Source organism: Massilia sp. R2A-15 (assembly GCF_030704305.1).
Taxonomy (GTDB): domain Bacteria; phylum Pseudomonadota; class Gammaproteobacteria; order Burkholderiales; family Burkholderiaceae_D; genus JAFCUW01.
The window spans coordinates 3,889,800-3,913,307 of the sequence record NZ_CP131935.1 but is presented as its reverse complement, the minus strand read 5'-3'; the positions used below and the strand labels follow the sequence as shown (position 1 = coordinate 3,913,307).

The window sequence follows — 23,508 nt, the reverse complement described above, 5'->3', positions numbered from 1 at the left end:
TCCAGGCGGAGGCCGGCAATGTCCAAACTGATCATATCGCGCAACAAAGAGGTGGTGCGGCAAGTCGAGCTGACCGAGCGCCGCATGACGATCGGCCGCCACCCGGACAACGACATCGTCATCGCCAACGGCGCCGTCAGTGCGCGCCATGTCGCCATCACCCGCCGCGGCGACCAGGCGGTGCTGGAAGACCTGGGCAGCAGCAACGGCACCTTCGTCAACGGCCAGCGCGTGGCGCAGGCGGTGCTGGCGCCGGGCGACCGGGCCGCCATCGCCACCTACGAGGTGCAATTCCTGGCGCAGGAGGCGCCGCCGGCGCCGGCGCCGCTCGGCTGCATCGAGATCCTCAATGGCGCCAGTGCCGGTAAAACCCTGTCGCTGCAAAAACCGCTGACGACGCTGGGCAGTCCCGGCGTGCTGGTGGTGGTGATCAGCCGCCATCCGGACGCCTACTATATAGCGCAGGTCCAGGGCGACGCGGTGGGCCGCGTCAACGCCGACGCCGTCACCGCCGTCCCGCGCGCGCTGCGTGATGGCGACGTGCTGGAACTGACCGGCACCCGGATGCGCTTCGCCGCCAAAAATTGCTGATCCGCGCCAAAACGACAATTTTCGGCGGGCAACTGACAAGAATTGTCAGTCGGATCGACAAAAAACGTCGGATCTACCCTAATTTCATATCGGAAAGATAATCAAAAGCATTGTTTTCGGGCTGGCACGGCTATTGCTTTATACCAAGTCAGTAGCACGACACACACAACAACCCACCCCGAAGGAGCTTTAAAATGAAATCGATGAAAATGGTCAAGAAGGCACAAGCTGGTTTCACCCTGATCGAATTGATGATCGTCGTGGCGATTATCGGTATCCTGGCGGCAGTGGCAATTCCTGCATACAGCGACTACACCGTCAAGGCCAAGATCGCCAACGCCCTGTCGTCGGCTGGTTCGCTGAAGACCGCAGTAGCCCTGTGCGGCCAGGAAAACGGCGATGTTGCCAACTGCAACACCGCAAACACCGCGGCTAACCTGCCAGCGTTCACCCCAACCAAGGAAGTCACCGGCGCAACCATCACCGGCGCTGGCGTAGTCACCCTGACCTTGGCTGACATCGGCAAGAACACCTCCGGCAAGACGATCATCATGACCCCGACCGTCGGCACCTCGGCAGTGACCTGGACCAACACCAGCTCGATGACCGCCACCGACAACTCGGCCGCCTACAACGCCATCATCAAGAACAACCCACCAGCAGCAGCTTCGGGTACCTAATACCGCAAGCCGTAGTATCAAAGCCGCCCTCGGGCGGCTTTTTTCCATTTCCGACCTGACAGGGTGAGACGATGCAACAGCGCGACAATGCCATTGATGGGATGCGGCCGAATTACTTGACGACGCAACAATTCCTGCCGCTGTCCGGAACGCTGCAGCTCTGCGCCGGGATTGGCGTCATCGCATTGTTCGCCGACGGGCATGACGAGCAGCGGCTCTGGCAGCTCGCCCTGTACGCCGTGCTCGCCGCCGGGGCCTTGTTGCGCGGCCTGCCTGGCCTGCTGAATGCGCCGGAGCAGCGCGGTCTGCGCTGGTCGCTCGCGGGATTCTTCGCCTGCGGCGCCGTCTCCGCGCTGTTTGCATTTTCGGCGCGCCACGCGCTGCTGGAGATGGCGATGCTGCTGATGCTGTTGCTCGCTTCGCTATTCATCGCCCAGGAAATCTCGCGCAACCGCACGGCCGGCCTGGCGCTGGTGCTGCAAACCTGCGCCATCGGCTGCGCTGCTTACGCTCTGAAAGTGGCGCTGCTGTACACCGCCGCCGTGAGCAACCACATCCAGCCGGGCGTGGAGATCTTCGCGCCGGGATTCAGCAACTACCGATTCCTCAATCACGCCCAGACGGTCGCGTTGCCGCTGCTGGTGTTGTTGTGCGTGCTGGTGAAATCGCGGATCGCCCGTTGCGGGGTCTTCGCCCTCACCGCGTTCTGGTGGGCGCTGCTGTTCCTCACCACCGGGCGCGGGACCATGATCGGGATCGCGGCCGGCTGCGTCGTGGCCCTGGTCCTGCGCCGCCGCCACGCGTACGGCTACTGCAAGGCGATGGTCGTGACCGCGTGCGGCGGACTGGCGATCTACGCGCTGCTGTTCGCCCTCCTGCCGATGGCGCTCGGGCTCGGTCCTGCCGGCCTGCTTGGCGCTGTGGCGCAGCGCACGGCCATCGACCCGACCTCGGCGCGATTGCCGCTGTGGACGCGCGCGCTGGAACTGATTGCCGCGCATCCTGTGCTCGGCGCCGGCCCGATGCATTTCGGCCATTACGCCATCGACATCCAGAACGGCGCGCATCCGCACAACTGGATCCTGCAGATCGGCGCCGAATGGGGCATACCGGGACTGCTGTTCCTGTGCGCCGCGATCGGCTACGCGCTGCGCTCGCTGCTGCGCACCGCGCCGCGCATTGCGGCCGGTGACGCCGGCAACCAACACATGCTGGCGGCCTGGATCGCCATCGGCGCGGCCATCCTGGTGGACGGCCTGGTCTCGGGCCTGCTCGTCATGCCGGTGAGCCAATTGTGGATCGCGCTGTATATCGGCTGCGCGGCCGGCTGGACGCTGTCGTTGCGGGGAAGCGGAAGTGGAGGGGAGCGGCGCCGCGCGAACCTTCTGCCGGGTGCGGTGCTGATGCTGCTGGCGGCGGCGGGAATCGCCATCGGCGTTGCGCCCGAGCTGCCGCAACGTGTGCGCAATGAGCCGCTGTCGGCCAGGGAGGCGGCGATGTACAACGGCTACGGCCACCCGCGCATCTGGCTGGCGGGATACTTCTGACGCTAGACGATTTTCTGGCGGTCGGCGATGAGCGCTTCGTAGGTCATGTTCTGCACCAGCATCTGGTGCGACGGATCGAGTTCGACGAACTGCACCCCGTAGGTGAACACCTCGAGCCGGTCGGACGAAGGCTGCAGCACATTGACGTTCCTGATGGTGGCGCGGGTGGATACGGCAACCTGCTTGTCGCCAGGGGCGGTCAGCGAAAACTGCAGCGTCACCATTTCATCGTTCGACGGCAGGCGGCGCGGCGATTCGATCAGCGCCCCGGTCACGCTCAGGTTTACCAGGAAGCAGTTGATCGGCGCCGAACCCATGCGCGACCCGGTCACCTGCGCCGGAATGTCCACCTTCACGCGCATCGCCGCGCGCAGGCTGGTGCCGTGGATCGAGGTGGGGAAGGTAATGTGCGCATACAGCAGCGGGCGGCCGAACACGCGCGCCACGGTGCAGTCGAACGAACAGACGGTCACGCCGGAAAACACCCTGATGGTCAGCTTTTCGCCCTCGGACAAGGCGATCGGCACCCCGTTGTCGGTGGGGATCTTGACGATCATGTACTCGTCCTTGACGTAGCCGATCAGCGTTGAAAAGTGCTGAACCGGCTTGATGCTGCGGTACGTCAGGAACTGAAGGCGCCCGCCGACCTGCAGGTTCATGGCCTCGAATTCAAGTTCCTGCGGCTTTTGCGTACCCTGCTCGTTGTCCATTGGTCCAAATAATCGTTATGATAGGGTCAATAGTATGCACTAAGCCGCATCCGGATGGCGCAGCGTTCGACTTTAGGATGCTAATGAAGGATTCCACATCCATTGCTGTGGCGTCATTTACCGGATCACAGTGATGGTTGGCGGTCTACCTTTTCTCGGCGGGAGTGGCGATTCGCCGGGCGGGTTGTGGTTGACGACAGTGATGACGGATTGCGTTTCTAACTGGTAAGGTACGCGGACGTTGGTTTTGAAGTCCCGCGTGTTGCGCGTGATGACGACAAGGCCTTCAACCTCGGCGGTCGCAATGATGATCGCGTCAGCCAGTGCAATCTTCGGCCCATTGCGGCGTCGGTCCGACATCAGCTGCGCTGCGATTTCCATGATTCTTTCGTTGATCGGAATGACTTTGAAGTCAAATCGCTTCATGAAAGCATCGAGTGTCGGCCGGTCTGCCGCATCGGCTCCGGCATACAGTTCCACCCAAGTGAGGCAGCTGATTGTCGGATCGTCCCAATGGGCCAACTCGTCCAGCGCCTCCTTGAAGCCTTTTGTCGCATCGATGAGGATATTGGTGTCGAAGATGACCTGAGCTGTCATTCTTCCCTCAGCTGGCGCTGATACTCGACGCCGTCCGCCGGAATGTCTGTGCGATCCTTCCAAATGCCTGCAATGAGTTTCAACGCGTCCATGCGGCGCGCGCGACGTCCCTCCACAGAGTCGGCATACACCGGCTCTTTGGTGATTGGATCAAGCTGGCGCTTTTCCTCGGTTCCGTGCAGCAGGGTTGTCATCACGCCCTCCCTTCGTCTGGTGCTCCAAGTTTAACGAAGTTTGTCTGCAGTGTCGCGGCGCATGTCAATTCCGGCGGCTAGTCGCAATGCAGCAACCGCAGCAGCTAACTATCGAGGTGCGCCGTCCAGTCGCCCGACTTGCCGCCGTGCTTCTCCAGCACCCGCACATTGGTCATCACCATCCCGCGGTCGACCGCCTTGCACATGTCGTAGATCGTCAGCAGGCCAACTTGCACCGAAGTGAGCGCTTCCATTTCCACGCCGGTCTTGCCGAAGGTTTCCACCTGCGCGCGGCAGTGGACGCTGCTGGCGCCCTGGTCCACCTCGAAGTCCACCGTCACCCGTGTCAGCGCCAGCGGATGGCACAGCGGGACCAGGTCGCTGGTGCGCTTGGCGGCCATGATGGCGGCAATCCGCGCGATGCCCAGCACGTCGCCTTTTTTCGCCGTGCCCGACACGATCAGCGCCAGCGTCTCCGGCTTCATGCGGATGGTGCCCGCCGCGACGGCCACGCGCTGGGTGTCGGCCTTGGCCCCGACGTCGACCATGTGGGCCTGGCCGGTGCTGTCGAAATGGGTCAGGCCGGAATCGTGGGTGGTTGCTTTGCTCATCGAAGGGGGAGGTGGTAACAAACTGTTTCGGTTGGCCGCGGCATGCTGCCGGCGCGGCAGTTGCGGGTATGATAGCACCGTGAAATCGAAAATCGATCCTCCATTCCAGCTTCTGCGCCCGCGCCGCCTGCTTGCGGCGGCCTGCATTTGCGCGATCGCCGCGCTGCCCGTGGCGCCGGCCGCCGCCCAGGCCTTGGGCAAACCGAACAACACCAGCCTGCCGCTGCTGGGCGACAGCGCGCGCGGCGACCTGTCGCCGGTGCTCGAGCGCAAGCTGGGCGAGGAGATCATGCACGAGATCCGGCGCGACCGCGATTTCCTCGACGACGATGTCATCCTCGAATACCTGAACAACTTCGGCAGCGGCCTGGTCGCGACCTATCCCGGCGCGCGCGGCGAAACCGGCGCCGATTTCTATTTCTTCGCCGTGCGCGATCCGATGCTCAATGCGTTCGCGCTGCCCGGCGGCTTCATCGCCGTGCACTCGGCGCTGCTGCTGGCGGCCCAGAACGAATCGGAACTGGCCTCGGTGCTGTCGCACGAGATCGGCCACGTCACCCAGCGCCACATCGCGCGCTCGATCGGCCAGCAGAAGCAGGACGCGCTGATGCCGCTGGCTTCGCTCATCCTCGCCGCGCTGGCCTCGAAAGCGGGGCCGGACGCGGCGATGGGCGTGCTGATGGGCGGACAGGGCCTGGCGATCCAGCGCCAGCTCAATTTCAGCCGCGACGCCGAGCGCGAGGCCGACCGCGTCGGCTTCCAGATCATGGGCGCATCGGGCTACGACGTGTCGGGCATGGTTGCGTTCTTCCAGCGCATGCAGGCGGCAACCAAGGTCTATTCGGACCTGACGCCGCCCTGGCTGATGAGCCATCCACTGACCTCCGAACGCATCTCGGACATCCAGGCGCGCATCCGCGAAACGCCGCGGCGCGCGCGCGTGGACGGCCTCGAATTTTTCCTGGTGCGCTCGCGCGCCCGCGTGCTGCAGGACGAATCCGCGCAGGGCCGGCGCGATGCGCAGATCGCGTTCGAGACCCAGTTGCAGCAGCAAAGCCGCCAGCAAAAGGCGGCGGCGCAGTACGGCCTGGCCTACCTTGCGCTCAAGCGCGGCGAACTGGCCAGGGCGGACGAATGGCTGGACAAGGCGCGCGCCACAATGAAGCCCCCCGCCGGCGCGGTATTGTCGGGCGGGCCGGCGCCGTCGGAGGCGCCGCAGATGTTCGCCGCGCTGGCGCTGGAAATCAAGCTGGCGCCGGGCCAGCCGGCAACGCAGGCGGCGCAGACGCTGAAGGAAGCCGAACAGGCGCACCAGCTGTTCCCGCTTTCGCGCGGCATCGCGCGCCAGTACGCGGACGCGATGATCGCCGCCGGCAAGCTCGAGCAGGCCGCCGTCTTTTTGCGCGAGCAGGTGCGGCTGTACCGCGAGGAGCCGAAACTGTACGACCTGCTCGCCAAGACCTACGCGGCGCAGGGCAAGCTGACCTTGCAGCACCTGGCGCTGGCCGAGTCGTACGTGCTGAGCGGCGCGGTGCCGGCGGCGGTCGACCAGCTGGGCATCGCGCGCAAGGCGCCCGACGCCTCGTTCTACGACCTGGCCATGATCGACGCGCGCGAACGCGAGCTGAGCGAACGTCAGCGCGAAGAGAAGAAGGAAAAGAAGGAACGCTAGCGGGAGCAGCTCGGCGCGCTCAGCCTAAGGACCGTCGTACCCGCGCAGGGGGAACGCATGCGTTTCCCCCATACTGAGCGCGCCGTCGAGGTGAAACATGCTCAGTATGGGTACCTGCCTGCGCAGGTACGACAGCTTATCTTCTTCAGCGCGGCATCAGCCGCGCCACACCGCCACCGCGCGCAGCCAGCCGCCGCCGTCGGCGCCGATGACCATCACGCGGTTCCCCATCGGAAGGATGTACGACGCGTACATCATGTCGCCAGGCACGCGCGCCAGCAGCTTGGGGACGCCCTGCGACAGCACGCCGCCGGACGAATCCGTGCGCAACACCGTGATCCAGTGCGAGTCGGCCGTGTCCGCCGCCCAGTAGCGGCCGTACTGATGGGCCGCGACGACCAGATCGCCGCCGGCGCCGCCCACCATCGTGTTGCCATCGGGCTGCTGAAGCCACGGCGCCTGGATTTTGGCGTTGGGCAGGGCGCCGCCCGCGGCCAGTTGCAGGCTGCCGTTATCGTTGAGCCGGGCTGCGCGCACACCGTCAACGTATCCCAGGCAGCTCATCGCCGCGCCCTGTTGCAACGAAACCATGCTGATGCCGGAGCACCAGTCGGCAGTGATCGGCAGCGTCGTGTCGGCCAGGAACGCGCCGCTGCTCATGTCGACGACCTGGACGCGGCGCGCGGCGCCGAAGCCGATGCTGGCGTACCAGGACACCAGCACCCGGTTATCGGTGACCGTGAGCTGTTCGATCGGCCTCATCAGGTTCGCATTCGGCGCGTCGGTGACGGTTTCGCTGGAATGGCCCTGCGGCTGGCCGGCGGCGTCGAAGCGGCGCAGCGCCAGTGCCTCGGTGGGGAAGGTCGCGGTGCCCGCCCGGCGCGACCAGCTCAGCCACAGACCGCTGGAATCGGCCGCGACGCGGTAGCTGCGCTGCCGGTCGGCCGGATCGCGCACGAGGACCGGCGCCGCCACGACCGTCCGGGCCGGCAGCGTGACGTGCTCCCCGGTGGCGTCGAGGCCGACCATCGAGATGGCGCCGTCGGTCAGCGCCAGCAGGCGCAGTTCGGCGCCGACGCGCAACAGGTGCGGCTCGGCTACTGCGCCGGCGCCGGGAAACAGCGCGGCGAGCTGGTATTTCGTCTGCACGCCCAGTACCGCGTGCGCGTCGAGGTTCGCCAGGTTGATGGCGCCGAGCGTGGCGGTTGGCGTCATGACGACCGCGTGGTCGTCGAAGCCGGCCGCATCGGTCGCCGCCAGCGGCATCGGGTAGCTCGTCGGGAAGCCGTCGACGATCTTCGTGCCGTCGTTCAGCGGCAGGTGCCCGAAGCCCTCGCTGACGCCGTCCCAGTTTTGCAGGTCTTCGGTCACGACGCGGTTCGGCTGGCTCGCATCCGCGCCGGGTTCCTCGAGGCGCGACTTGACGATGCCGATGCCGGCCACGTACCAGGTCTGCTGCACCGCCTCGTACAAGGGCCCGGGCGTGCCGGTCTTGCTGTTGGTGGCGCGCAGGCGCATGGTGGTGTCGACCCGCACCGCGCGCACCTGCGCCCGGTACGGCAGGTCGAGCACTTCCTCGCCCACGACGCGGGTGTACAGCGCCAGGTCGACGGCGTCGTTGACCTTGTCGCCGTCGAAGTCGGCGCCGCTGTCGGCGATGTGCTTGTCGATGCTGGTGTACTGGTCGTTGACCCGGACCGGCGAGCGCAGTTCGGTCACGTCGAAGTTCTGGGGCGCGCCTCCTGCTGCCAGCTGCAGCGTCTGGGTGTATTTGTAGGCGCCGCTTTCATAGCGCACCGGACCGCTGGTGTCGGGGCCGTCGTTGAACGGATTGCTGCCCTTTTCGAGCAGGCCGCCGGCAACGCTCGACTGCGTGACGCTGTTCGCGTAGGACGCGGTGTCCGCGGCAGTGGAGGCGGTACCGCGTTTCTGGTCGACGCCGTGATAGGTCCAGACGGCGCCGGCGCGCAGCACCCGCAGCGGCGCGGCATCGGCGTACAGGACGGCGCCGGCCGTGCCGGCCGCCGGCACCAGGCCGCTGGTGGCCGGTGGTGGCGGCGTGGGCGTGACCGGAGGGGCGGGAGCGGCAGTGGATCCGCCGCCGCCGCCGCAACCGCTCACCAGTGCCAAAGCCGCGAGCGCGGTGCCGGTCAGGAGTCGAGTGGTCTGCATTGCTGTCTTCCGTAAAAAATTGAATTGTCGATATCATTGCTCGACAAGCAATTTACACGGAAAGCAAATTTGCGGGAAGGAAATTTAAATTTCAGGGGGCGGGCGCGCGCGCAAAGCCGAAGCGCGCCGGTACGTCGGCGGCGCGAATGCGTTGTACCGGGACCACTTGTTTCAAAATAGGCAATCCAATTTCGCCTGGCGAACCATCGAGCCACGCCAAGAGCGCGTCGTCGCCGGCCGGTTCGCCATCGAGCAGCAGCGCGGCGAACAGCTGCGCCGCGTCGCGGTCGTCGAGCTGGGCGGTCTTGCCGTCGCCCTGCACGATCAGCGCGCCGGCCTCGGTCATGAAGGCGCGGTCCAGGCGGGCGAGCGCTTCGCCGGTGTGCAGCAGCAGGCCCTGCGCGGGATCGGTGCGGGCGATGAACGGCGCCGCTTCGAGATTGACGAACACCCGCTGCGGGCCATTCTGGAAAAACCAGCAGCCGCGCCCGTCGGCGCCGTAATTGCGGTTGATGAAGCCGATCAGCGCCTCGTGGGCCAGCTTGTCGCCCAGCTCGCCCCGCTGCTGGGCGCGCTCGTCGCGCATGCGCCAGGCGCCGCGCGCGTCGAGCGCCAGCCAGCCGTAGCAGTCCGGCACGTTGGGCCACTTGGCCATGGCCTGCCTGACGATGTCATCCATGCGCGGCTCCTTCGAGAAAAGTGATCAGGCGCCGCGGCAGCCAGTCCAGCCGCCCGGGCGGGCCGCCCGCGACGAAGCCGACGTGGCCGCCATGCTCGGGAAAATCGAGCCGGACGCTGGGCGCCGCGCTGGCCGGCAGGTAGATCCCGGGCAGGAACGGGTCGTTGCGCGCATTGAGCACCAGGGTCGGCACGGTGATGTCGTTGAGCACATGCTTGGCGCTGGCCCGGTTCCAGTAATCGTCGGTGTCGCGGTAGCCGTGCAGCGGCGCCGTCACCACGTTGTCGAAGGCGTACAGGTCGTCGGCGGCCAGCAGCGCATCGCGGTCGAACAGGCCGGGAAAATCCTTCAGCTTGGCCAGGCACTTTGGCTTCAGCGTGCGCAGGAACATACGCGTATAGACGCGGTTGAAGCCGGACGACAGCGCCTCGCCGCCGCGCGCCAGGTCGAGCGGCGCCGACACCGCGCAGGCCGCATCGACCAGTTCGGCCTGGTGCTGCGACTCGCCCAGCCAGCGCAGCAGCGCGTTGCCGCCCAGCGAGACGCCGACCGCGTACAGCCGGCCGGTAGTGCGCGCACGCAGGCGGCGCAGGATCCAGTCGATCTCGCCGGCGTCGCCGGAATGGTAGAAGCGCGGCGCGCGGTTGGCCTCGCCCGAGCAGCCGCGGAAATGCGGCACGGCGCCCGACCAGCCGCGCGATGCCACTTCGGCCATCATGGCGCGCGCGTAGTGGCTGTTCGACGAGCCTTCCAGCCCGTGGAACAGCACGACGAAGGGCTTGCCCGGCTTGCCGTCGACGAAATCGACATCGACGAAGTCGCCGTCCTGCGCGTCCCAGCGCTCGCGCCGGTAGGCCACCTTCGGCGTGGCGATCGCCAGCGCCGGATAGATGGTTTGCAGGTGGCCGCCGGGCAGCCAGGCTGGGGCAGGGTAGTTCATGCTATGCCCGCGTCAAGGTTCGCCGCTCAGTGCAGGCTGGTGGGAAGATGCGGTTCGCTCGGCACCGGGCCGGGCGCGACCGACACATGGTGCAGCACCATGCGCCAGCCCTGCGGCGTCTTCATGTAGGCGTTGGTCGCCACCAGGTGCGCCGGTTCGGCCGAGGCCGACGTCACCCCTTCGATCACGGTGTGCACCGCGCTCATCAGGTTGTGCGCCTGGTGCAGCATCGACGGCCGTATCTGCAGGCCGCCCTGTTCGAGGATCGCTTCCCACGACGCCTGGATGGCGGCGTGTCCGTGCAGGCGCGGGCCGCCCGGATGGATGCAGAAAATCTCGTCGTCGTCGGCCCACAGCGCCATCAGCGCCTCGACGTCGGCGCGGTTGAGGGCGTCGTAGAAGGCGGCTTCGACCTCCGCCGCGCTGCCGCCTTGCTGCCTTGCGCGTTTCATGGCGTTCCGATCAGTGGTGCGCCGCGACCGTGCCCGGCTTGAGGCGGTATTCAGTGCCGCAGTACGGGCACTTGGCCAGGCCGTCGTGGCCGAAATCGAGGAAGACGCGCGGATGGGACGACCACAGCGGCATTGCCGGGTTCGGGCAGTGTGCCGGCAGATCCTTGCCGTCGAGTTCTACCGCAGGCGTTTTGTTCTCGTTCATGTTCGATGTTCTCCGTGAGACGGCCCGTTGCGGCCAAAGCAAAACCACGATTTTAGCGGATTCAGCGGCTTGCCGAAATGATCGGTAAAATGACGGTCCTGGTTCCGCATGTCCTCCCACCTTTATTCTGTCGCCTCGATGCCCGCCCGTTTCCGCCTTTCCCCCCTGACCGTTCGCTGCCGCTGTAGCGCGAAAACCACATGAGCGCCCCCGCGCCCCAGGCTGCCGCGCAAGCCGTTGCGCAGTTCGACGAACACGATCCCGGGATCTGGCGCGAAGGGCTGCGCGATGGCTTGCCGACGCTGTTTGGCATCGGAGCCTGGGGCCTGGTGGTCGGCATTGCGATGATCAAGACCGGGCTGACGATTCCTCAGGCATTAGGTATGACCTTGCTGGTGTTCGCCGGTTCCGCGCAACTGGCGTCGTTGCCGCTGATCGTCGCGCACGCGCCGATCTGGGTGGTGTTCGCCACGGCGCTGACGGTGAACCTGCGCTTCGTGATTTTTTCCGCCCTGCTGGCGCCCCATTTTTCGCACCTGCCGTGGAAGCAGCGCTTCGGGCTCGGCTACATTTCCGGCGACATGACGGTGGCGCTGTTCCTGCAGCGCTTTCCCGATGAAGCGCCGGCGCCCGGCAAGCTGTCCTACCTGAAGGGCCTGATGTATCCGAACTGGCTGGCCTGGCAGGGCGGGTCGATCGCCGGCATCTTCCTGGGCAGCGTCGTCCCGCCGCAGTGGGGACTGGGCTTCGCCGGCACGCTGGCCATTCTGTGCATCACCATCCCGCTGGTGGCCAACAAGGCCGCGCTGTGCGGCGTGCTGGTGGCCGGTGCGGTCGCGGTGATCGCGTATGGCTTGCCGTACAAACTGGGCCTGCTGGCCGCCGTACTGGTTGGCATGCTGACCGCGATGGCGGTCGAGGAAACGCTGGAACGATTCAAGGGGAAGCCATGAGCGACTGGGAAATCTGGGCCGTGATCGGCGTGCTGACGGTGGCGACCGCCGCCACCCGCAGCTCGTTCTGGCTGGTCGGCCACCACATCACCATCCCGAAACGCGTGCAGGAAGTGCTGCGCTATGCGCCGGCGTGCGCGCTGGCGGCGATCATCGCGCCCGACCTGTTGCTGGGCAATGCGGGCCAGTTGCAGCTGACCGTGACCAACCCGAAGCTGCTGGCGGGCCTCGCGGCGGTGCTGTTCTACCTGGTGCGGCGGAACATGCTGCAGACGATCGTGTTCGGCATGGTGGTCTTTACCGGGCTTCGGCTGGCGCTGGCCTGAGACGCCGGGGCAGCGATTTGCCCCGCTTTGTTGTCCTGCATGCCGCGAGCGCCGCGTAGAATCGCGGCATGCCTACCCACCTGATCGATTCCACCGCAAGCGGCTTCGCTTCGTTCCGCGAGCGCCTGCAAGCCGAACTGGCCGCGCGCTGCGAACGCAATCCGCGCTACTCGCTGCGCGCCTTCGCCCGTTTCCTCGACCTCGACCACGCCAGCCTGTCGCAGCTGTTGCGCGGCAAGCGCAGCATGACCGAGTCGGCGATCCGGCGCCTGGGCGCGCGCATCGCGCTGTCCGCGCAGGAAATCGACCATTACATCGCGCTCGGCGCCGGCGACGCCAGCCGCCCCGAGATCCGCGCGCTGGCCGACGACGCGGCCCAGGTGCTCGGCCAGTGGCACGCCTTTGCCATCCTCGAACTGATCCGCCTGCGCGAATTCCGCCCCGACGTGCGCTGGATGGCGCGCGTGCTCGGCGTGCCGGCCGACGACATCGCCATCGCGCTGCAGCACCTGCTGCGCCTGGGCTTCCTGAAGATGGAATCGGCCGGCGTGTGGCGCGACATGACCGGCGGCGCGATCCATCGCCAGGAAGACTTCACCATGCTGGCGCTGGAGCGCATCGCCGCCCGCTCCAGCGAACTGCAACTGGCATCGGCCCGTAACGCGCCCGATTCGCGCCGGCTGCACGGCGCCGTGACGATTGCCGTCGCCGAGGCCCAGGTGCCGCGCCTGATGGCGCTGGTGTCGCGTTTTCTGGACGACGTGCGCGCCTGCGCCTCGGAACAGGGCGCCGACCAGCTTTACCACGTCGACGCGCACTGCATCGCGCTGTCGGCCACCGAATCACCCACCCAAGAAGAAAGGCACTAAATGTCCAATCCCGTCATGCGCTGGCAGATCATCAGCCCCGAATCCGACCAGCTGGCCGGCTTTTACACCAAGCTGTTCGGCTGGGAAGCGAGCCGCAACAACATGATGAATTATCAGATGATCGACACGGCCAGCGAGCGCGGCATCGACGGCGGCATCTGGCCGGCGCCGGCCGGCACGCCCAGCTTCGTACAGCTGTTCATCGAAGTCGACGACTGCGCCGCCTACGTCGCGTCGGCCGGCGCGCTGGGCGCCACGGTGCTGATGCCGCCGCAGGCGCTGCCGGACGGCGACGTGATGGCGATCCTGAAGGACCCGGCCGGCATGTCGTTCGGGATCATGCAGGCGGCCAAGGTCTGATGCTCGTCGTACCAGCGCAGGCTGGTACCCATGCTGAATATGCCTGAACACCGGGCACGCTCAGTATGGGTACCCGCCTTCGCGGGTACGACAACCTGCGGGATTTTCGCTTGTCGATCAGGTAAAATAGCGTTCTTTCTACTTCACCTGCGACGAAGCCATGCAAGAAGCCCTTCATTTCACCCGGCTGCAAGACTTGATCGACCAACAGGCGCTGCGCGGCAAGCGCGTGTTCATCCGCGCCGACCTGAACGTGCCGCAGGACGACGCCGGCAACATCACCGAAGACACCCGCATCCGCGCCTCCGTGCCGGCGATCCGCGCCGCGCTCGACGCCGGCGCCGCCGTCATGGTGACCTCGCACCTGGGCCGCCCGACGGAAGGCGCGTTCAAGCCGGAAGACTCGCTGGCGCCAGTCGCCGCGCGCCTGTCCGAGCTGCTGGGCCAGCCGGTGCAGCTGAAGCAGGACTGGGTCGACGGCGTCGATGTCGCGCCCGGCCAGGTCGTGCTGCTGGAGAACTGCCGCGTCAACAAGGGTGAAAAGAAGAACGACGACGCGCTAGCGCAGAAGATGGCGAAGCTGTGCGACGTCTACGTCAACGATGCCTTCGGCACCGCGCACCGCGCCGAGGCGACCACCCACGGCATCGCCAAATTCGCGCCGATCGCCTGCGCCGGCCCGCTGCTGGCGGCCGAACTCGATGCGCTGGGCAAGGCGCTGGGCGCACCAAAGCGTCCGCTGCTGGCCATCGTGGCCGGCTCGAAAGTGTCGTCCAAGCTGTCCATCCTCAAGGCCCTGGCCGACAAGGTCGATCACCTGGTCGTCGGCGGCGGCATCGCCAACACCTTCATGAAGGCGGTCGGCCTGAACATTGGCAAGTCGCTGGTCGAGGCCGAACTGGTGGGCGAGGCGAAGGCGATCATCGACATGATGGCCGCGCGCGGCGCGGTGGTGCCGATCCCGGTCGACGTGGTGTGCGCGAAGGAGTTTTCGCCGACCGCCGCCGCGACCATCAAGCTGGTCGCCGACGTGCAGGACGACGACATGATCCTCGACATCGGCCCGCAAACGGCGGCCATGCTGGCCGAACAAATCAAGGCGGCCGGCACCATCGTCTGGAACGGCCCGGTCGGCGTGTTCGAGTTCGACCAGTTCGGTGAAGGCACGAAGACGCTGGCGCTGGCCATCGCCGACTCGAAGGCCTTCTCGATCGCGGGCGGCGGCGACACCCTCGCAGCCATTGCAAAATACAACATTACCGATAGAATCGGGTATATCTCGACCGGCGGCGGCGCCTTCCTGGAATTCCTCGAAGGCAAGACCCTGCCGGCCGTGGAGATCCTGCTGCAACGCCGTTCGGCCTGACCGACCCTCCACTACACCTGAAGGCGCATCCTATGTTCCGTGGCACTAAGATCGTTGCAACCATTGGCCCCGCATCGTCCGATTTCGACATGCTGGTGAAGATGATCCGTGCCGGCGTCGACGTCGTGCGCCTGAATTTCTCGCATGGCACCGCCCAGGACCACATCGACCGCGCCGCGCTGGTGCGCCGCGCCGCCGCCGAATGCGGGCGCGAAGTGGCGATCATGGCCGACATGCAGGGTCCGAAGATCCGCGTCGGCAAGTTCGAAGACGGCAAGGTGATGCTGGAGGCGGGCGAAAAATTCATCCTCGACGCCAAGTGGGGCGACAACGGCGAGCTGGGCAACCTGGAGCGCGTCGGCCTCGACTACAAGGCGCTGCCGCGCGACGTGCGTCCCGGCGACAAGCTGCTGCTCAACGACGGCCTGATCGTGCTGATCGTCGAGCGCGTGCTGGGCCACGAGATCCACACCACGGTGCGGGTCGGCGGCGTGCTGTCGAACAACAAGGGCATCAACCGCAGCGGCGGCGGCCTGACCGCGCCGGCGCTGACCGCCAAGGACATGGAAGACATCAAGACGGCGATGGCGTTCCAGGCCGACTACCTGGCCGTGTCGTTCCCGAAAAGCGCGACCGACATGGAAATGGCGCGCCAGCTGGCCAACATCGCCGGCGAGCCGCACCACCACAAGCCGATGCTGATCGCCAAGATCGAGCGCGCCGAGGCGATTCCGGCGCTGCAGGAAATCCTCGACGCCTCCGACGGCATCATGGTCGCGCGCGGCGACCTGGCCGTCGAAGTGGGCAACGCGGCCGTGCCGGCGCTGCAAAAGCGCATGATCCGCATGGCGCGCGAATCGAACAAGCTGACCATCACCGCGACCCAGATGATGGAGTCGATGATCTTCAACGCCGTGCCGACGCGCGCCGAAGTGTCGGACGTCGCCAACGCCGTGCTCGACGGCACCGACGCCGTGATGACCTCGGCCGAAACGGCGTCGGGCAAGTATCCGATCGAGACGGTCGAGATGATGGCCGCGATCTGCGTCGAGGCCGAACAGTCCGAATATAACGTGCTGGACGGCGACTTCCTCAACGTCAAATTTACCCGCATCGACCAGTCGATCGCCTACGGCACCCTGTTTACCGCGCACCACCTGGGCGTGAAGGCGATCGCCGCGCTGACCGAGTCCGGCTCCACCGCGCTGTGGATGAGCCGGCACCGCGTCGACACGCCGATCTTCGCGCTCACGCCCTCTGTCAGCACCCAGCGCAAGGTGTCGCTGTACCGCAACGTGCACGCCTACCACCTGAGCCAGGAAGGCACCGCCAGCGAAGTGCTCAAGCAGGCCGAAGCCTTGATGGTCGCCAACCGCATCGTCGCCAAGGGTGACATGATCGTCTGCACCTGGGGCGACCCGATGGGGCAGGCTGGCGGCACCAACTCGCTCAAGATCGTGCGCGTCGGCGAATTCAGCTGATCAGACTAAACCGCTTTCTACTATTGTTTGGAGCTCTACCATGGCACTCGTATCCCTCCGTCAACTCCTCGACCACGCCGCCGAAAACGGCTACGGCCTGCCGGCGTTCAACGTCAACAACCTCGAACAGGTGCAGGCCATCATGGCCGCGGCCGACCAGACCGGCAGCCCGGTGATCATGCAGGCTTCGGCCGGCGCCCGCAAGTATGCCGGCGAAGCCTTCCTGCGCCACCTGATCGACGCGGCCGTCGAGTCCTATCCGCACATCCCGGTCGTGATGCACCAGGACCACGGCCAGTCGCCGGCGGTGTGCATGACCGCGATCCGCTCCGGCTTCACCTCGGTGATGATGGACGGCTCGCTGGAAGCGGACGGCAAGAGCGTGGCCAGCTACGAGTACAACGTCGAGACTTCGCGTGAAGTGGTCAAGTTCGCGCACTCGATCGGCGTGACCGTCGAAGCCGAACTGGGCGTGCTCGGTTCGCTCGAGACCATGAAGGGCGACAAGGAAGACGGCCACGGCGCCGAAGGCACGATGACGCGCGAGCAGCTGCTCACCGACGTCAACCAGGCCGCGGACTTCGTCGCGCGCACTCAGTGCGACGCGCTGGCGATCGCCATCGGCACCTCGCACGGCGCCTACAAGTTCACCCGCAAGCCGACCGGCGACATCCTGGCCATCGACCGCATCAAGGAAATCCACGCGCGCATCCCGAACACCCACCTGGTGATGCACGGTTCGTCGTCGGTGCCGCAGGAGCTGCTGGCGATCATCCGCGAATTCGGCGGCGACATGAAAGAGACCTACGGCGTGCCGGTCGAAGAGATCCAGGAAGGCATCCGCCACGGCGTCCGCAAGATCAACATCGACACCGACATCCGCCTGGCCATGACCGCCGCCGTGCGCAAGTACATGTTCGAGAACCCGTCGAAGTTCGACCCGCGCGACTTCCTCAAGCCGGCGCGCGAAGCGGCCATGGCGATCTGCAAGGCGCGCTTCGAGCAGTTCGGCTGCGCCGGCCAGGCAGCGAAGATCAAGCCGATCACGCTGGAGAAAATGGCGGAGCGTTACGCCAAGGGCGAGCTGGCCCAGATCGTCAAGTAAAATCGCAGTTTCGACCAGGCTGCGCCGCGGCCTGACTCTTCAGCCGGCGGCGCCGCCCGCCGGTCAAGTTTTTCCGGTAAATCCTCCTATGCACAGCCTCTACCAATCCACCATCGAGTCCCTGCCGCTGCTTGGCCGCGGAAAAGTGCGCGACAACTATGCGGTCGGCGACGACAAGATCCTGATCGTGACCACCGACCGCCTGTCGGCGTTCGACGTGGTCATGAACGAACCGATTCCCGGCAAGGGAATGGTGCTGAACCAGATGAGCGACTTCTGGTTCGACAAGCTCGCCGGCATCGTGCCGAACCACCTGACCGGCGTGGCGCCGGAGAGCGTGGTCGCGCCGTCGGAAGTGGAGCAGGTGCGCGGCCGCGCGGTCGTCGCCAAGCGCCTCGAGCCGATCATGGTCGAGGCGGTGGTGCGCGGCTACCTGATCGGCTCCGGCTGGAAGGACTACCAGGACACCGGCAGCGTGTGCGGCGTCAGCCTGCCGGCCGGCCTGCGCCAGGCCGACAAGCTGCCCGAGCCGATCTTCACGCCGGCCGCCAAGGCGGAACTTGGCGAGCATGACGAGAACATCAGCTTCGACGACATGGAGCGCCGCATCGGCACCGAGCTGGCCGCCACCATCCGCGACATCAGCATCAAGCTGTACAAGACGGCCGCCGAATACGCCGCCACCCGCGGCATCATCATCGCCGACACCAAGTTCGAATTCGGCCTCGACCAGCACGGCGTGCTGCACCTGATGGACGAAGTGCTGACCGCCGATTCGTCGCGCTTCTGGCCGGCCGACTCGTACCAGCCGGGCAGCTCGCCGCCGTCGTTCGACAAGCAGTTCGTGCGCGACTACCTGGAAACCCTCACCTGGGGCAAGACCGCGCCGGCGCCGGCGCTGCCGCAGGACGTGATCGACAAGACCCAGGCGAAGTACTTCGAGGCGATCGAACGGCTCACCGGCAAGAAACTGGAAGCCTGAGATGACGCAGCAAGCAAAAGTGCTGGTCGGCGTGGTGATGGGTTCTTCGTCCGACTGGGAAGTGATGCAGCATACGGTGGCGGTGCTCGAGCAGTTCGGCATTGCGCATGAGGCGCAAGTGATTTCGGCGCACCGCATGCCCGACGAGATGTTCGCGTATGCGGAAGCGGCGCGCGGTCGCGGCCTGCGCGCCATCATCGCCGGCGCCGGCGGCGCGGCCCACCTGCCGGGCATGATCGCCGCCAAGACCATCGTGCCGGTGCTGGGCGTGCCGGTGCCATCGAAATACCTGCGCGGCGAGGACTCGCTGCTGTCGATCGTGCAGATGCCCAAGGGCGTGCCGGTGGCCACCTTCGCCATCGGCGAGGCGGGCGCCGCCAACGCCGCGCTGACCGCGGTGGCGATGATCGCCGCCGGCGACGACGCGCTGGCTGCCAAACTGGAAGCCTTCCGTGCCGCGCAAACCGCGGCCGCGAAGGCCATGACCTTGCCGCCAGCATGAACAAGCCGACTCCTTTCCTGCCGTCGGCGACGCCATCGGCCTGGCTCGGCGTCATGGGCGGAGGCCAGCTCGGACGCATGTTCGTGCATGCCGCCCAGGCGATGGGCTACAAGGTCGCGGTGCTCGAACCTGCCGCCGATTGCCCGGCCGGCCACGCGGCCGAACGCCTGATCGAAGCCGGCTACGACGACGCCGCCGCGCTAACCGAACTGTCGGCGCTGTGCGTGGCCGTCACCACCGAATTCGAAAACGTGCCGGCCGCCAGCATGGCGCAGCTGGCCGAACACAGTTTCGTCGCGCCGTCGGCCGACTGCGTGTCGATCGCGCAGGACCGCATCGCCGAGAAGCGCTTCTTCGTCGATTGCGCCGGCGAGTCGGGCGTGATGCCTGCGCCGCACCAGGTCATCGCCTCGCATGCTGACATCGCGGCGATCCACGACAATCTGCTGCCGGGGATTCTGAAGACCGTGCGCATGGGCTACGACGGCAAGGGCCAGGTGCGCGTGTCCACCCGCGAGGACGTGCGCGCCGCGTTCGACGCGATGAACGGCGTGACCTGCCTGCTCGAGAAGATGCTGCCGCTGGCGTATGAAGTGTCGGTGCTGACCGCGCGCGGCGCCGACGGCGAATCGGTGGTCTATCCGATCGCCGAAAACGTCCACCGCGACGGCATCCTGTTTACCACCACCGTCCCCGGCCCGAACGTGCTGCCGATGCGCGCGCAGCAGGCGCAGGACGCCGCGCGCGCGATCGTCGCCAAGCTCGGCTACGTCGGCGTGCTGTGCATCGAGTTCTTCGTGCTCGACGACGGCTCGCTGGTGGTCAACGAGATGGCGCCGCGCCCGCACAACAGCGGCCATTACACGATGGACGCCTGCATCACCAGCCAGTTCGCGCAGCAGGTGAGGGCGATGGCGCGCCTGCCGCTGGGCGATGTGCGCCAGCATTCGCCGGCGGTGATGCTGAACATACTGGGTGACGCCTGGTTCGACGGCGATACCGTGCGCGAGCCGGCCTGGGACCAGGTGCTCGAGCTGCCGGGCGCCTGCCTGCACTTGTACGGCAAGGAAGAAGCGCGCCGCGGCCGCAAGATGGGCCACGTCACCTTCGTCGCGCCGACCCTCGCGCAAGCGCAGGAACAGCTGCGCGCCGCCTGCGCCATCCTCAATATCGCGCCATGAGCCTCGACCACACCGCCATCGACGCCGCCGCGCGCGCGCTCGAGCAGGGCGCGCTGGTCGCGTTCCCCACCGAGACCGTGTATGGCCTTGGCGCCGACGCCGAGAACCCGGCCGCCGTCGCCGCGATCTACGCGGCCAAGGGACGGCCGCAGGACCATCCGGTAATCGTGCACCTGGCGCCGGACGCCGATCTCGATTACTGGGCCGCCGACATTCCGTCCGAAGCGCGCCAGCTGGCTGCGGCGTTCTGGCCCGGCCCGCTGACCATGATCCTCAAGCGCGCCGCGCACATTCCCGACGCCGTCTCCGGCGGGCAGGAAACCGTGGGCCTGCGCTGCCCCTCGCATCCGGTGGCGATCGCGCTGCTGCAGGCGTTCAAGGCGGGCAAGGGCGGCGTCGCGGCGCCGTCGGCCAACAAGTTCGGCAACGTCAGCCCGACCACCGCGCAGCACGTTCGCGACGAATTCGGCGCCGACGGTTCGGTGGCGATGGTGCTCGACGGCGGCGCCAGCGAGGTCGGCATCGAGTCGACCATCGTGGACCTGTCGCGCCTGGCCACGCACGGCCCGGTGCTGCTGCGCCCCGGCCACATCAGCGCCGAGGCGATCGCCGCGGTGATCGACCGGCTGCCGGCGCCGCCCGACGTGGCCGCGCCGCGCGCGTCCGGCACGCTCGAATCGCACTACGCCCCGCACACGCCGGTGGCGATGCAGGACTCCGCCACATTGAAGGCCACGCTGGCGCGGCTGCAGCAGGCCGGCCGCAAGGTCGCGCTGATCCATTATTCCGACCTGCCCGAAGCGCACGCGCAGGTGCGCTTGCCAACCAGTCCGGACGGGTTCGCGCACGCGCTGTATGCGTCGCTGCGCGCGATGGACCATACCGGCGCCGACCTGATCCTGGTGGAAGCGCCGCCGCAGGGCGGCGCCTGGCTGGGCGTCAACGACCGCCTGCGCCGCGCCGCGCACGGCTCGGCTGGCATCGTCCACGGCCTGCTCAACCAGCAGCCGCCGGCCTGAGCTTTCCGGGGGCCGCGTTCGCCGGTCCCACCCCCTCCCAGCCTGCGCCGTCGCGCCCGCGCCGCGAATGTGTAACCTGGCAAGATTTTTTCTATACAAGTGTTTCGAAGACTGGCATATTAGTTGGGTTCCGAATAGCACGTACGTTCGATAACACCGATACGATTTTTATTCCAGGAGACACAATGCGTCAAAATAATATCGCGCTCGCCCTGCTCACGGCGGCCGTGCTGGCCGCGTGCGGCGGCAATGGCAGCACCGGGGGCGAGCAAAGCCTCAAGAACAAATTCGCGTCCCAGGTGACGTTCGGCGACAGCCTGTCCGATGTCGGCACCTACAAGGTCGGCACGGTGGCAGCGCTGGGCGGCGGCGAATTCGCCATCAACGGCAACCTGACATCGGTGAACCCCGCGCTGACGGGCAAGAACTGGACCGAACTGATGGCGGCCCAGCTCGGCCTGCCGGCGCCGTGCGCCGCCGTGACCGGCCTCGACGGCCAGGCGGCACAGGGCTTCGCGGTGCCGGTTGTCGCGCACGCTGGCTGCTTCAACTACGCCCAGGGCGGCTCCCGCGTGACCAACGCGGTCGGCCCCGGCAACAAGCTGACCGGCAGCGCGCTCGGCGCATTGACGATGCCAGTCGCCGTCCAGGTGCAGAACCACCTGAACGTCGCCGGCGGCAAGTTCAACGGCACCGAACTGGTGCTGATCATGGCTGGCGCCAATGACGTGTTCATGCAACTGGCTGGCCTGAAGGCAGGCGCCACCGCGGCCGGTAACGCGGCAGGCAACGCCAAGTTCGGCAGCACCCTGGTTGGCCTGCTGGCCGCCGGTGCGCCCAATCCGCAGACTGCGGCCCCGGCCATTGGCGCTGCGCTGCAGACCGAACTGGCCAATCCTGCGCACACCGACCAGTCTGTAGTGACGGCCGCGGTGACTGCGGCTGTCATGCAGGGAAATAACTCGGTCAAGGACCCCGCCGTGGCCGGCGCCATTGCGCAGCAGGCTAAGGACGCCGGCACTGCGGAGGGCACAAAAGTGGGCAACGACTACTTCGCCGCGCACGGGCCTGATCTGGTGGCCGCAATGACCACTGCCGCCACCGACCTCAATACGCTGGTGAAAACCAAGATCATCGGCAATGGCGCCAACTACGTCGTGGTCAACAACCTGCCGGACATCGGAACCACGCCGCTGGGCCGTAGCTTCGACGCCGGCACGCTGGCGCTGGTCAATTCGATGGTCAAGGCGTTCAACGACACCCTGGCGAGCGGCCTGGGCGCCGAGGCGAAGGTGGCGCTGGTCGACACGTTTGCCGCCAGCCACGACCAGGCGACCAATCCCGGCCCGTACGGCCTGACCAACGTGACCACGCCGGCCTGCGACCTGACGCCGGCGAAGAACCCGCTGGGTAACTCGCTCGGCTGCAACGGCTCGAACCTGATCGCGGGCGATGTCAGCCACTACGCCTTCGCCGACGACGTGCACCCGACCCCGTTCGTGCAGCTGCTGCTGGCGCGCTACGTGTCCAAGTACATGGTCCAGAAAGGCTGGATCTGACCGTATCGACGCCAACAGGCAGCCCTATCCCATTGAACCAGGAGACCTAATGAATCAACGTTTGAAAAGCGCAGTGACGCTGCTGGCAGCACTGTGCGCAATCAGCGCGGCGCCGGCCGCATCGGCCCAGAGCGCGGGACAATTCACCGCCAAGTTCGGCGCCGGCAGGATCACCCCGAAGGTCGAGAGCGGCGACGTCTCGGCGCCGGCGATGCCGGGCAGTAAAGTGGCGATCGCCAGCGACACCGAACCTGTCCTGATCTTCGCCTACGGCCTGACCGACAACATCTCGACTGAAGTAGCGCTGGGCCTGCCGTACAAGCACAAGCTGTACGGCGCAGGCTCGATCGCCGGCACCGGCCAGCTCGGCACGGTCGAGGCGCTGCCGCCGACTGTGTTCGTGCAGTATCGCTTCTTCGAGCCGGAGACGATGGTGCGTCCGTATGTCGGCCTGGGCCTGACCTACGCCTACTTCCAGAAGGCGACCGGTTCGGGCCAGCTGACCGCGATCCTCAACACCGGCGGCGCGCCGGCCACCTTCAAGATCGACGGCAAGGCCGCCGGCACCTTGCAGGCGGGCGTCGCGGTGAACCTGAACCCGAAATGGTTCGTCGACGCCACGGTGACGAAGACCTTCCTGAAGGTGAAGAACACCTATTCCACCGGTCAGACCCAGGACGTCAAGCTCGATCCGCTGGGCGTGATTCTCGCGGTCGGCTACAAGTTCTGAGCGCCGCAAGCGCACACCGCAAAAC

26 protein-coding genes are annotated in these 23,508 nt (G+C 66.5%); 17 read left to right on the top strand and 9 right to left on the bottom strand.

The window, feature by feature from the left end:
• The first annotated feature begins 18 nt into the window (after window positions 1-18).
• The 3 genes from Q4S45_RS18010 (at window position 19) to Q4S45_RS18000 (ending at window position 2,818) form a co-directional block, all read left to right on the top strand.
• Window positions 19-591 (top strand): FHA domain-containing protein, encoded by a 573-nt coding sequence (locus Q4S45_RS18010; RefSeq protein ID WP_305506633.1) that lies wholly within the window; start codon window positions 19-21, stop codon window positions 589-591.
• 203 nt (window positions 592-794) lie between these two features.
• Entirely contained in the window at window positions 795-1,271 is a 477-nt protein-coding gene (locus Q4S45_RS18005; protein WP_374046115.1) for a pilin, read from the top strand.
• A 116-nt stretch (window positions 1,272-1,387) separates the two neighbouring features.
• On the top strand, window positions 1,388-2,818 hold the full coding sequence (locus Q4S45_RS18000) for an O-antigen ligase (protein ID WP_305506629.1): 1,431 nt from the start codon (window positions 1,388-1,390) through the stop codon (window positions 2,816-2,818).
• Window positions 2,819-2,820: 2 nt separating this feature from the next.
• Here the strand turns inward: Q4S45_RS18000 and Q4S45_RS17995 are convergent, their stop codons facing one another.
• The 4 genes from Q4S45_RS17995 to moaC all read right to left on the bottom strand — a co-directional run bounded on the left by Q4S45_RS17995 (window position 2,821) and on the right by moaC (window position 4,930).
• Window positions 2,821-3,528 (bottom strand): flagellar brake protein, encoded by a 708-nt coding sequence (locus tag Q4S45_RS17995; protein WP_305506627.1) that lies wholly within the window; start codon window positions 3,526-3,528, stop codon window positions 2,821-2,823.
• A 117-nt stretch (window positions 3,529-3,645) separates the two neighbouring features.
• The gene (locus Q4S45_RS17990) at window positions 3,646-4,125 is read right to left on the bottom strand and encodes a PIN domain-containing protein (RefSeq protein ID WP_305506625.1); all 480 of its coding nucleotides are present in this window, start codon (window positions 4,123-4,125) and stop codon (window positions 3,646-3,648) included.
• Window positions 4,122-4,319: a hypothetical protein gene (locus tag Q4S45_RS17985; protein ID WP_305506623.1), complete on the bottom strand. Its 198-nt coding sequence runs from the start codon at window positions 4,317-4,319 to the stop codon at window positions 4,122-4,124. The genes Q4S45_RS17990 and Q4S45_RS17985 overlap by 4 nt, the downstream gene beginning before the upstream one ends.
• Before the next feature lie 104 nt (window positions 4,320-4,423).
• Window positions 4,424-4,930: a cyclic pyranopterin monophosphate synthase MoaC gene (gene moaC / locus Q4S45_RS17980; RefSeq protein WP_305506621.1), complete on the bottom strand. Its 507-nt coding sequence runs from the start codon at window positions 4,928-4,930 to the stop codon at window positions 4,424-4,426.
• A gap of 79 nt (window positions 4,931-5,009) precedes the next feature.
• Between moaC and Q4S45_RS17975 the strand changes: the two genes are divergently transcribed.
• A complete protein-coding gene (locus tag Q4S45_RS17975) occupies window positions 5,010-6,602 on the top strand; it encodes a M48 family metalloprotease (RefSeq protein ID WP_374046052.1) in 1,593 nt (530 codons plus the stop codon).
• A gap of 156 nt (window positions 6,603-6,758) precedes the next feature.
• On the opposite strand, the gene Q4S45_RS17970 is transcribed toward Q4S45_RS17975, so the two are convergent.
• The 5 genes from Q4S45_RS17970 to Q4S45_RS17950 form a co-directional block, all read right to left on the bottom strand.
• Window positions 6,759-8,774 carry a hypothetical protein gene (locus Q4S45_RS17970; protein WP_305506619.1) on the bottom strand — a complete coding sequence of 672 codons (2,016 nt, stop codon included), beginning with the start codon at window positions 8,772-8,774 and terminating at the stop codon, window positions 6,759-6,761.
• 91 nt (window positions 8,775-8,865) lie between these two features.
• Window positions 8,866-9,453: a DUF2946 family protein gene (locus tag Q4S45_RS17965; protein ID WP_305506617.1), complete on the bottom strand. Its 588-nt coding sequence runs from the start codon at window positions 9,451-9,453 to the stop codon at window positions 8,866-8,868.
• Complete coding sequence (locus Q4S45_RS17960) at window positions 9,446-10,393, bottom strand: YheT family hydrolase (RefSeq protein ID WP_305506615.1); 948 nt, start codon at window positions 10,391-10,393, stop codon at window positions 9,446-9,448. The genes Q4S45_RS17965 and Q4S45_RS17960 overlap by 8 nt, the downstream gene beginning before the upstream one ends.
• A gap of 26 nt (window positions 10,394-10,419) precedes the next feature.
• Complete coding sequence (locus tag Q4S45_RS17955; protein WP_305506613.1) at window positions 10,420-10,845, bottom strand: nuclear transport factor 2 family protein; 426 nt, start codon at window positions 10,843-10,845, stop codon at window positions 10,420-10,422.
• A gap of 10 nt (window positions 10,846-10,855) precedes the next feature.
• Window positions 10,856-11,050 carry a zinc-finger domain-containing protein gene (locus Q4S45_RS17950; RefSeq protein ID WP_305506611.1) on the bottom strand — a complete coding sequence of 65 codons (195 nt, stop codon included), beginning with the start codon at window positions 11,048-11,050 and terminating at the stop codon, window positions 10,856-10,858.
• A 200-nt stretch (window positions 11,051-11,250) separates the two neighbouring features.
• Here Q4S45_RS17950 and Q4S45_RS17945 point away from each other — a divergent pair, with 200 nt between their 5' ends.
• From Q4S45_RS17945 to Q4S45_RS17885, 13 genes are all read left to right on the top strand, one after another.
• Window positions 11,251-12,003 (top strand): AzlC family ABC transporter permease, encoded by a 753-nt coding sequence (locus Q4S45_RS17945; RefSeq protein WP_305506608.1) that lies wholly within the window; start codon window positions 11,251-11,253, stop codon window positions 12,001-12,003.
• Entirely contained in the window at window positions 12,000-12,329 is a 330-nt protein-coding gene (locus tag Q4S45_RS17940) for an AzlD domain-containing protein (RefSeq protein ID WP_305506606.1), read from the top strand. Before Q4S45_RS17945 ends, Q4S45_RS17940 begins: the two co-directional genes overlap by 4 nt.
• Window positions 12,330-12,397: 68 nt before the next feature.
• Window positions 12,398-13,198 carry a DUF4423 domain-containing protein gene (locus tag Q4S45_RS17935; RefSeq protein ID WP_305506604.1) on the top strand — a complete coding sequence of 267 codons (801 nt, stop codon included), beginning with the start codon at window positions 12,398-12,400 and terminating at the stop codon, window positions 13,196-13,198.
• Window positions 13,199-13,558: a VOC family protein gene (locus tag Q4S45_RS17930; RefSeq protein ID WP_305506602.1), complete on the top strand. Its 360-nt coding sequence runs from the start codon at window positions 13,199-13,201 to the stop codon at window positions 13,556-13,558.
• A gap of 160 nt (window positions 13,559-13,718) precedes the next feature.
• The gene (locus Q4S45_RS17925; protein WP_305506600.1) at window positions 13,719-14,924 is read left to right on the top strand and encodes a phosphoglycerate kinase; all 1,206 of its coding nucleotides are present in this window, start codon (window positions 13,719-13,721) and stop codon (window positions 14,922-14,924) included.
• Between the two features lie 32 nt (window positions 14,925-14,956).
• On the top strand, window positions 14,957-16,405 hold the full coding sequence (gene pyk / locus Q4S45_RS17920; RefSeq protein ID WP_305506599.1) for a pyruvate kinase: 1,449 nt from the start codon (window positions 14,957-14,959) through the stop codon (window positions 16,403-16,405).
• Window positions 16,406-16,445: 40 nt separating this feature from the next.
• The gene (fba, locus tag Q4S45_RS17915; protein ID WP_305506597.1) at window positions 16,446-17,510 is read left to right on the top strand and encodes a class II fructose-bisphosphate aldolase; all 1,065 of its coding nucleotides are present in this window, start codon (window positions 16,446-16,448) and stop codon (window positions 17,508-17,510) included.
• Between the two features lie 88 nt (window positions 17,511-17,598).
• Window positions 17,599-18,492, top strand: a complete 894-nt coding sequence (locus tag Q4S45_RS17910; RefSeq protein ID WP_305506595.1) for a phosphoribosylaminoimidazolesuccinocarboxamide synthase — start codon at window positions 17,599-17,601, stop codon at window positions 18,490-18,492.
• Window position 18,493: 1 nt separating this feature from the next.
• Window positions 18,494-18,994, top strand: a complete 501-nt coding sequence (purE, locus tag Q4S45_RS17905) for a 5-(carboxyamino)imidazole ribonucleotide mutase (RefSeq protein ID WP_305506593.1) — start codon at window positions 18,494-18,496, stop codon at window positions 18,992-18,994.
• Window positions 18,991-20,175 (top strand): 5-(carboxyamino)imidazole ribonucleotide synthase, encoded by a 1,185-nt coding sequence (locus Q4S45_RS17900; protein WP_305506592.1) that lies wholly within the window; start codon window positions 18,991-18,993, stop codon window positions 20,173-20,175. Before purE ends, Q4S45_RS17900 begins: the two co-directional genes overlap by 4 nt.
• Window positions 20,172-21,194: an L-threonylcarbamoyladenylate synthase gene (locus tag Q4S45_RS17895; RefSeq protein WP_305506590.1), complete on the top strand. Its 1,023-nt coding sequence runs from the start codon at window positions 20,172-20,174 to the stop codon at window positions 21,192-21,194. Before Q4S45_RS17900 ends, Q4S45_RS17895 begins: the two co-directional genes overlap by 4 nt.
• A 185-nt stretch (window positions 21,195-21,379) precedes the next feature.
• Complete coding sequence (locus tag Q4S45_RS17890; protein WP_305506588.1) at window positions 21,380-22,753, top strand: SGNH/GDSL hydrolase family protein; 1,374 nt, start codon at window positions 21,380-21,382, stop codon at window positions 22,751-22,753.
• Between the two features lie 49 nt (window positions 22,754-22,802).
• A complete protein-coding gene (locus Q4S45_RS17885) occupies window positions 22,803-23,483 on the top strand; it encodes an OmpW family protein (protein WP_305506586.1) in 681 nt (226 codons plus the stop codon).
• Window positions 23,484-23,508: the final 25 nt, after the last annotated feature.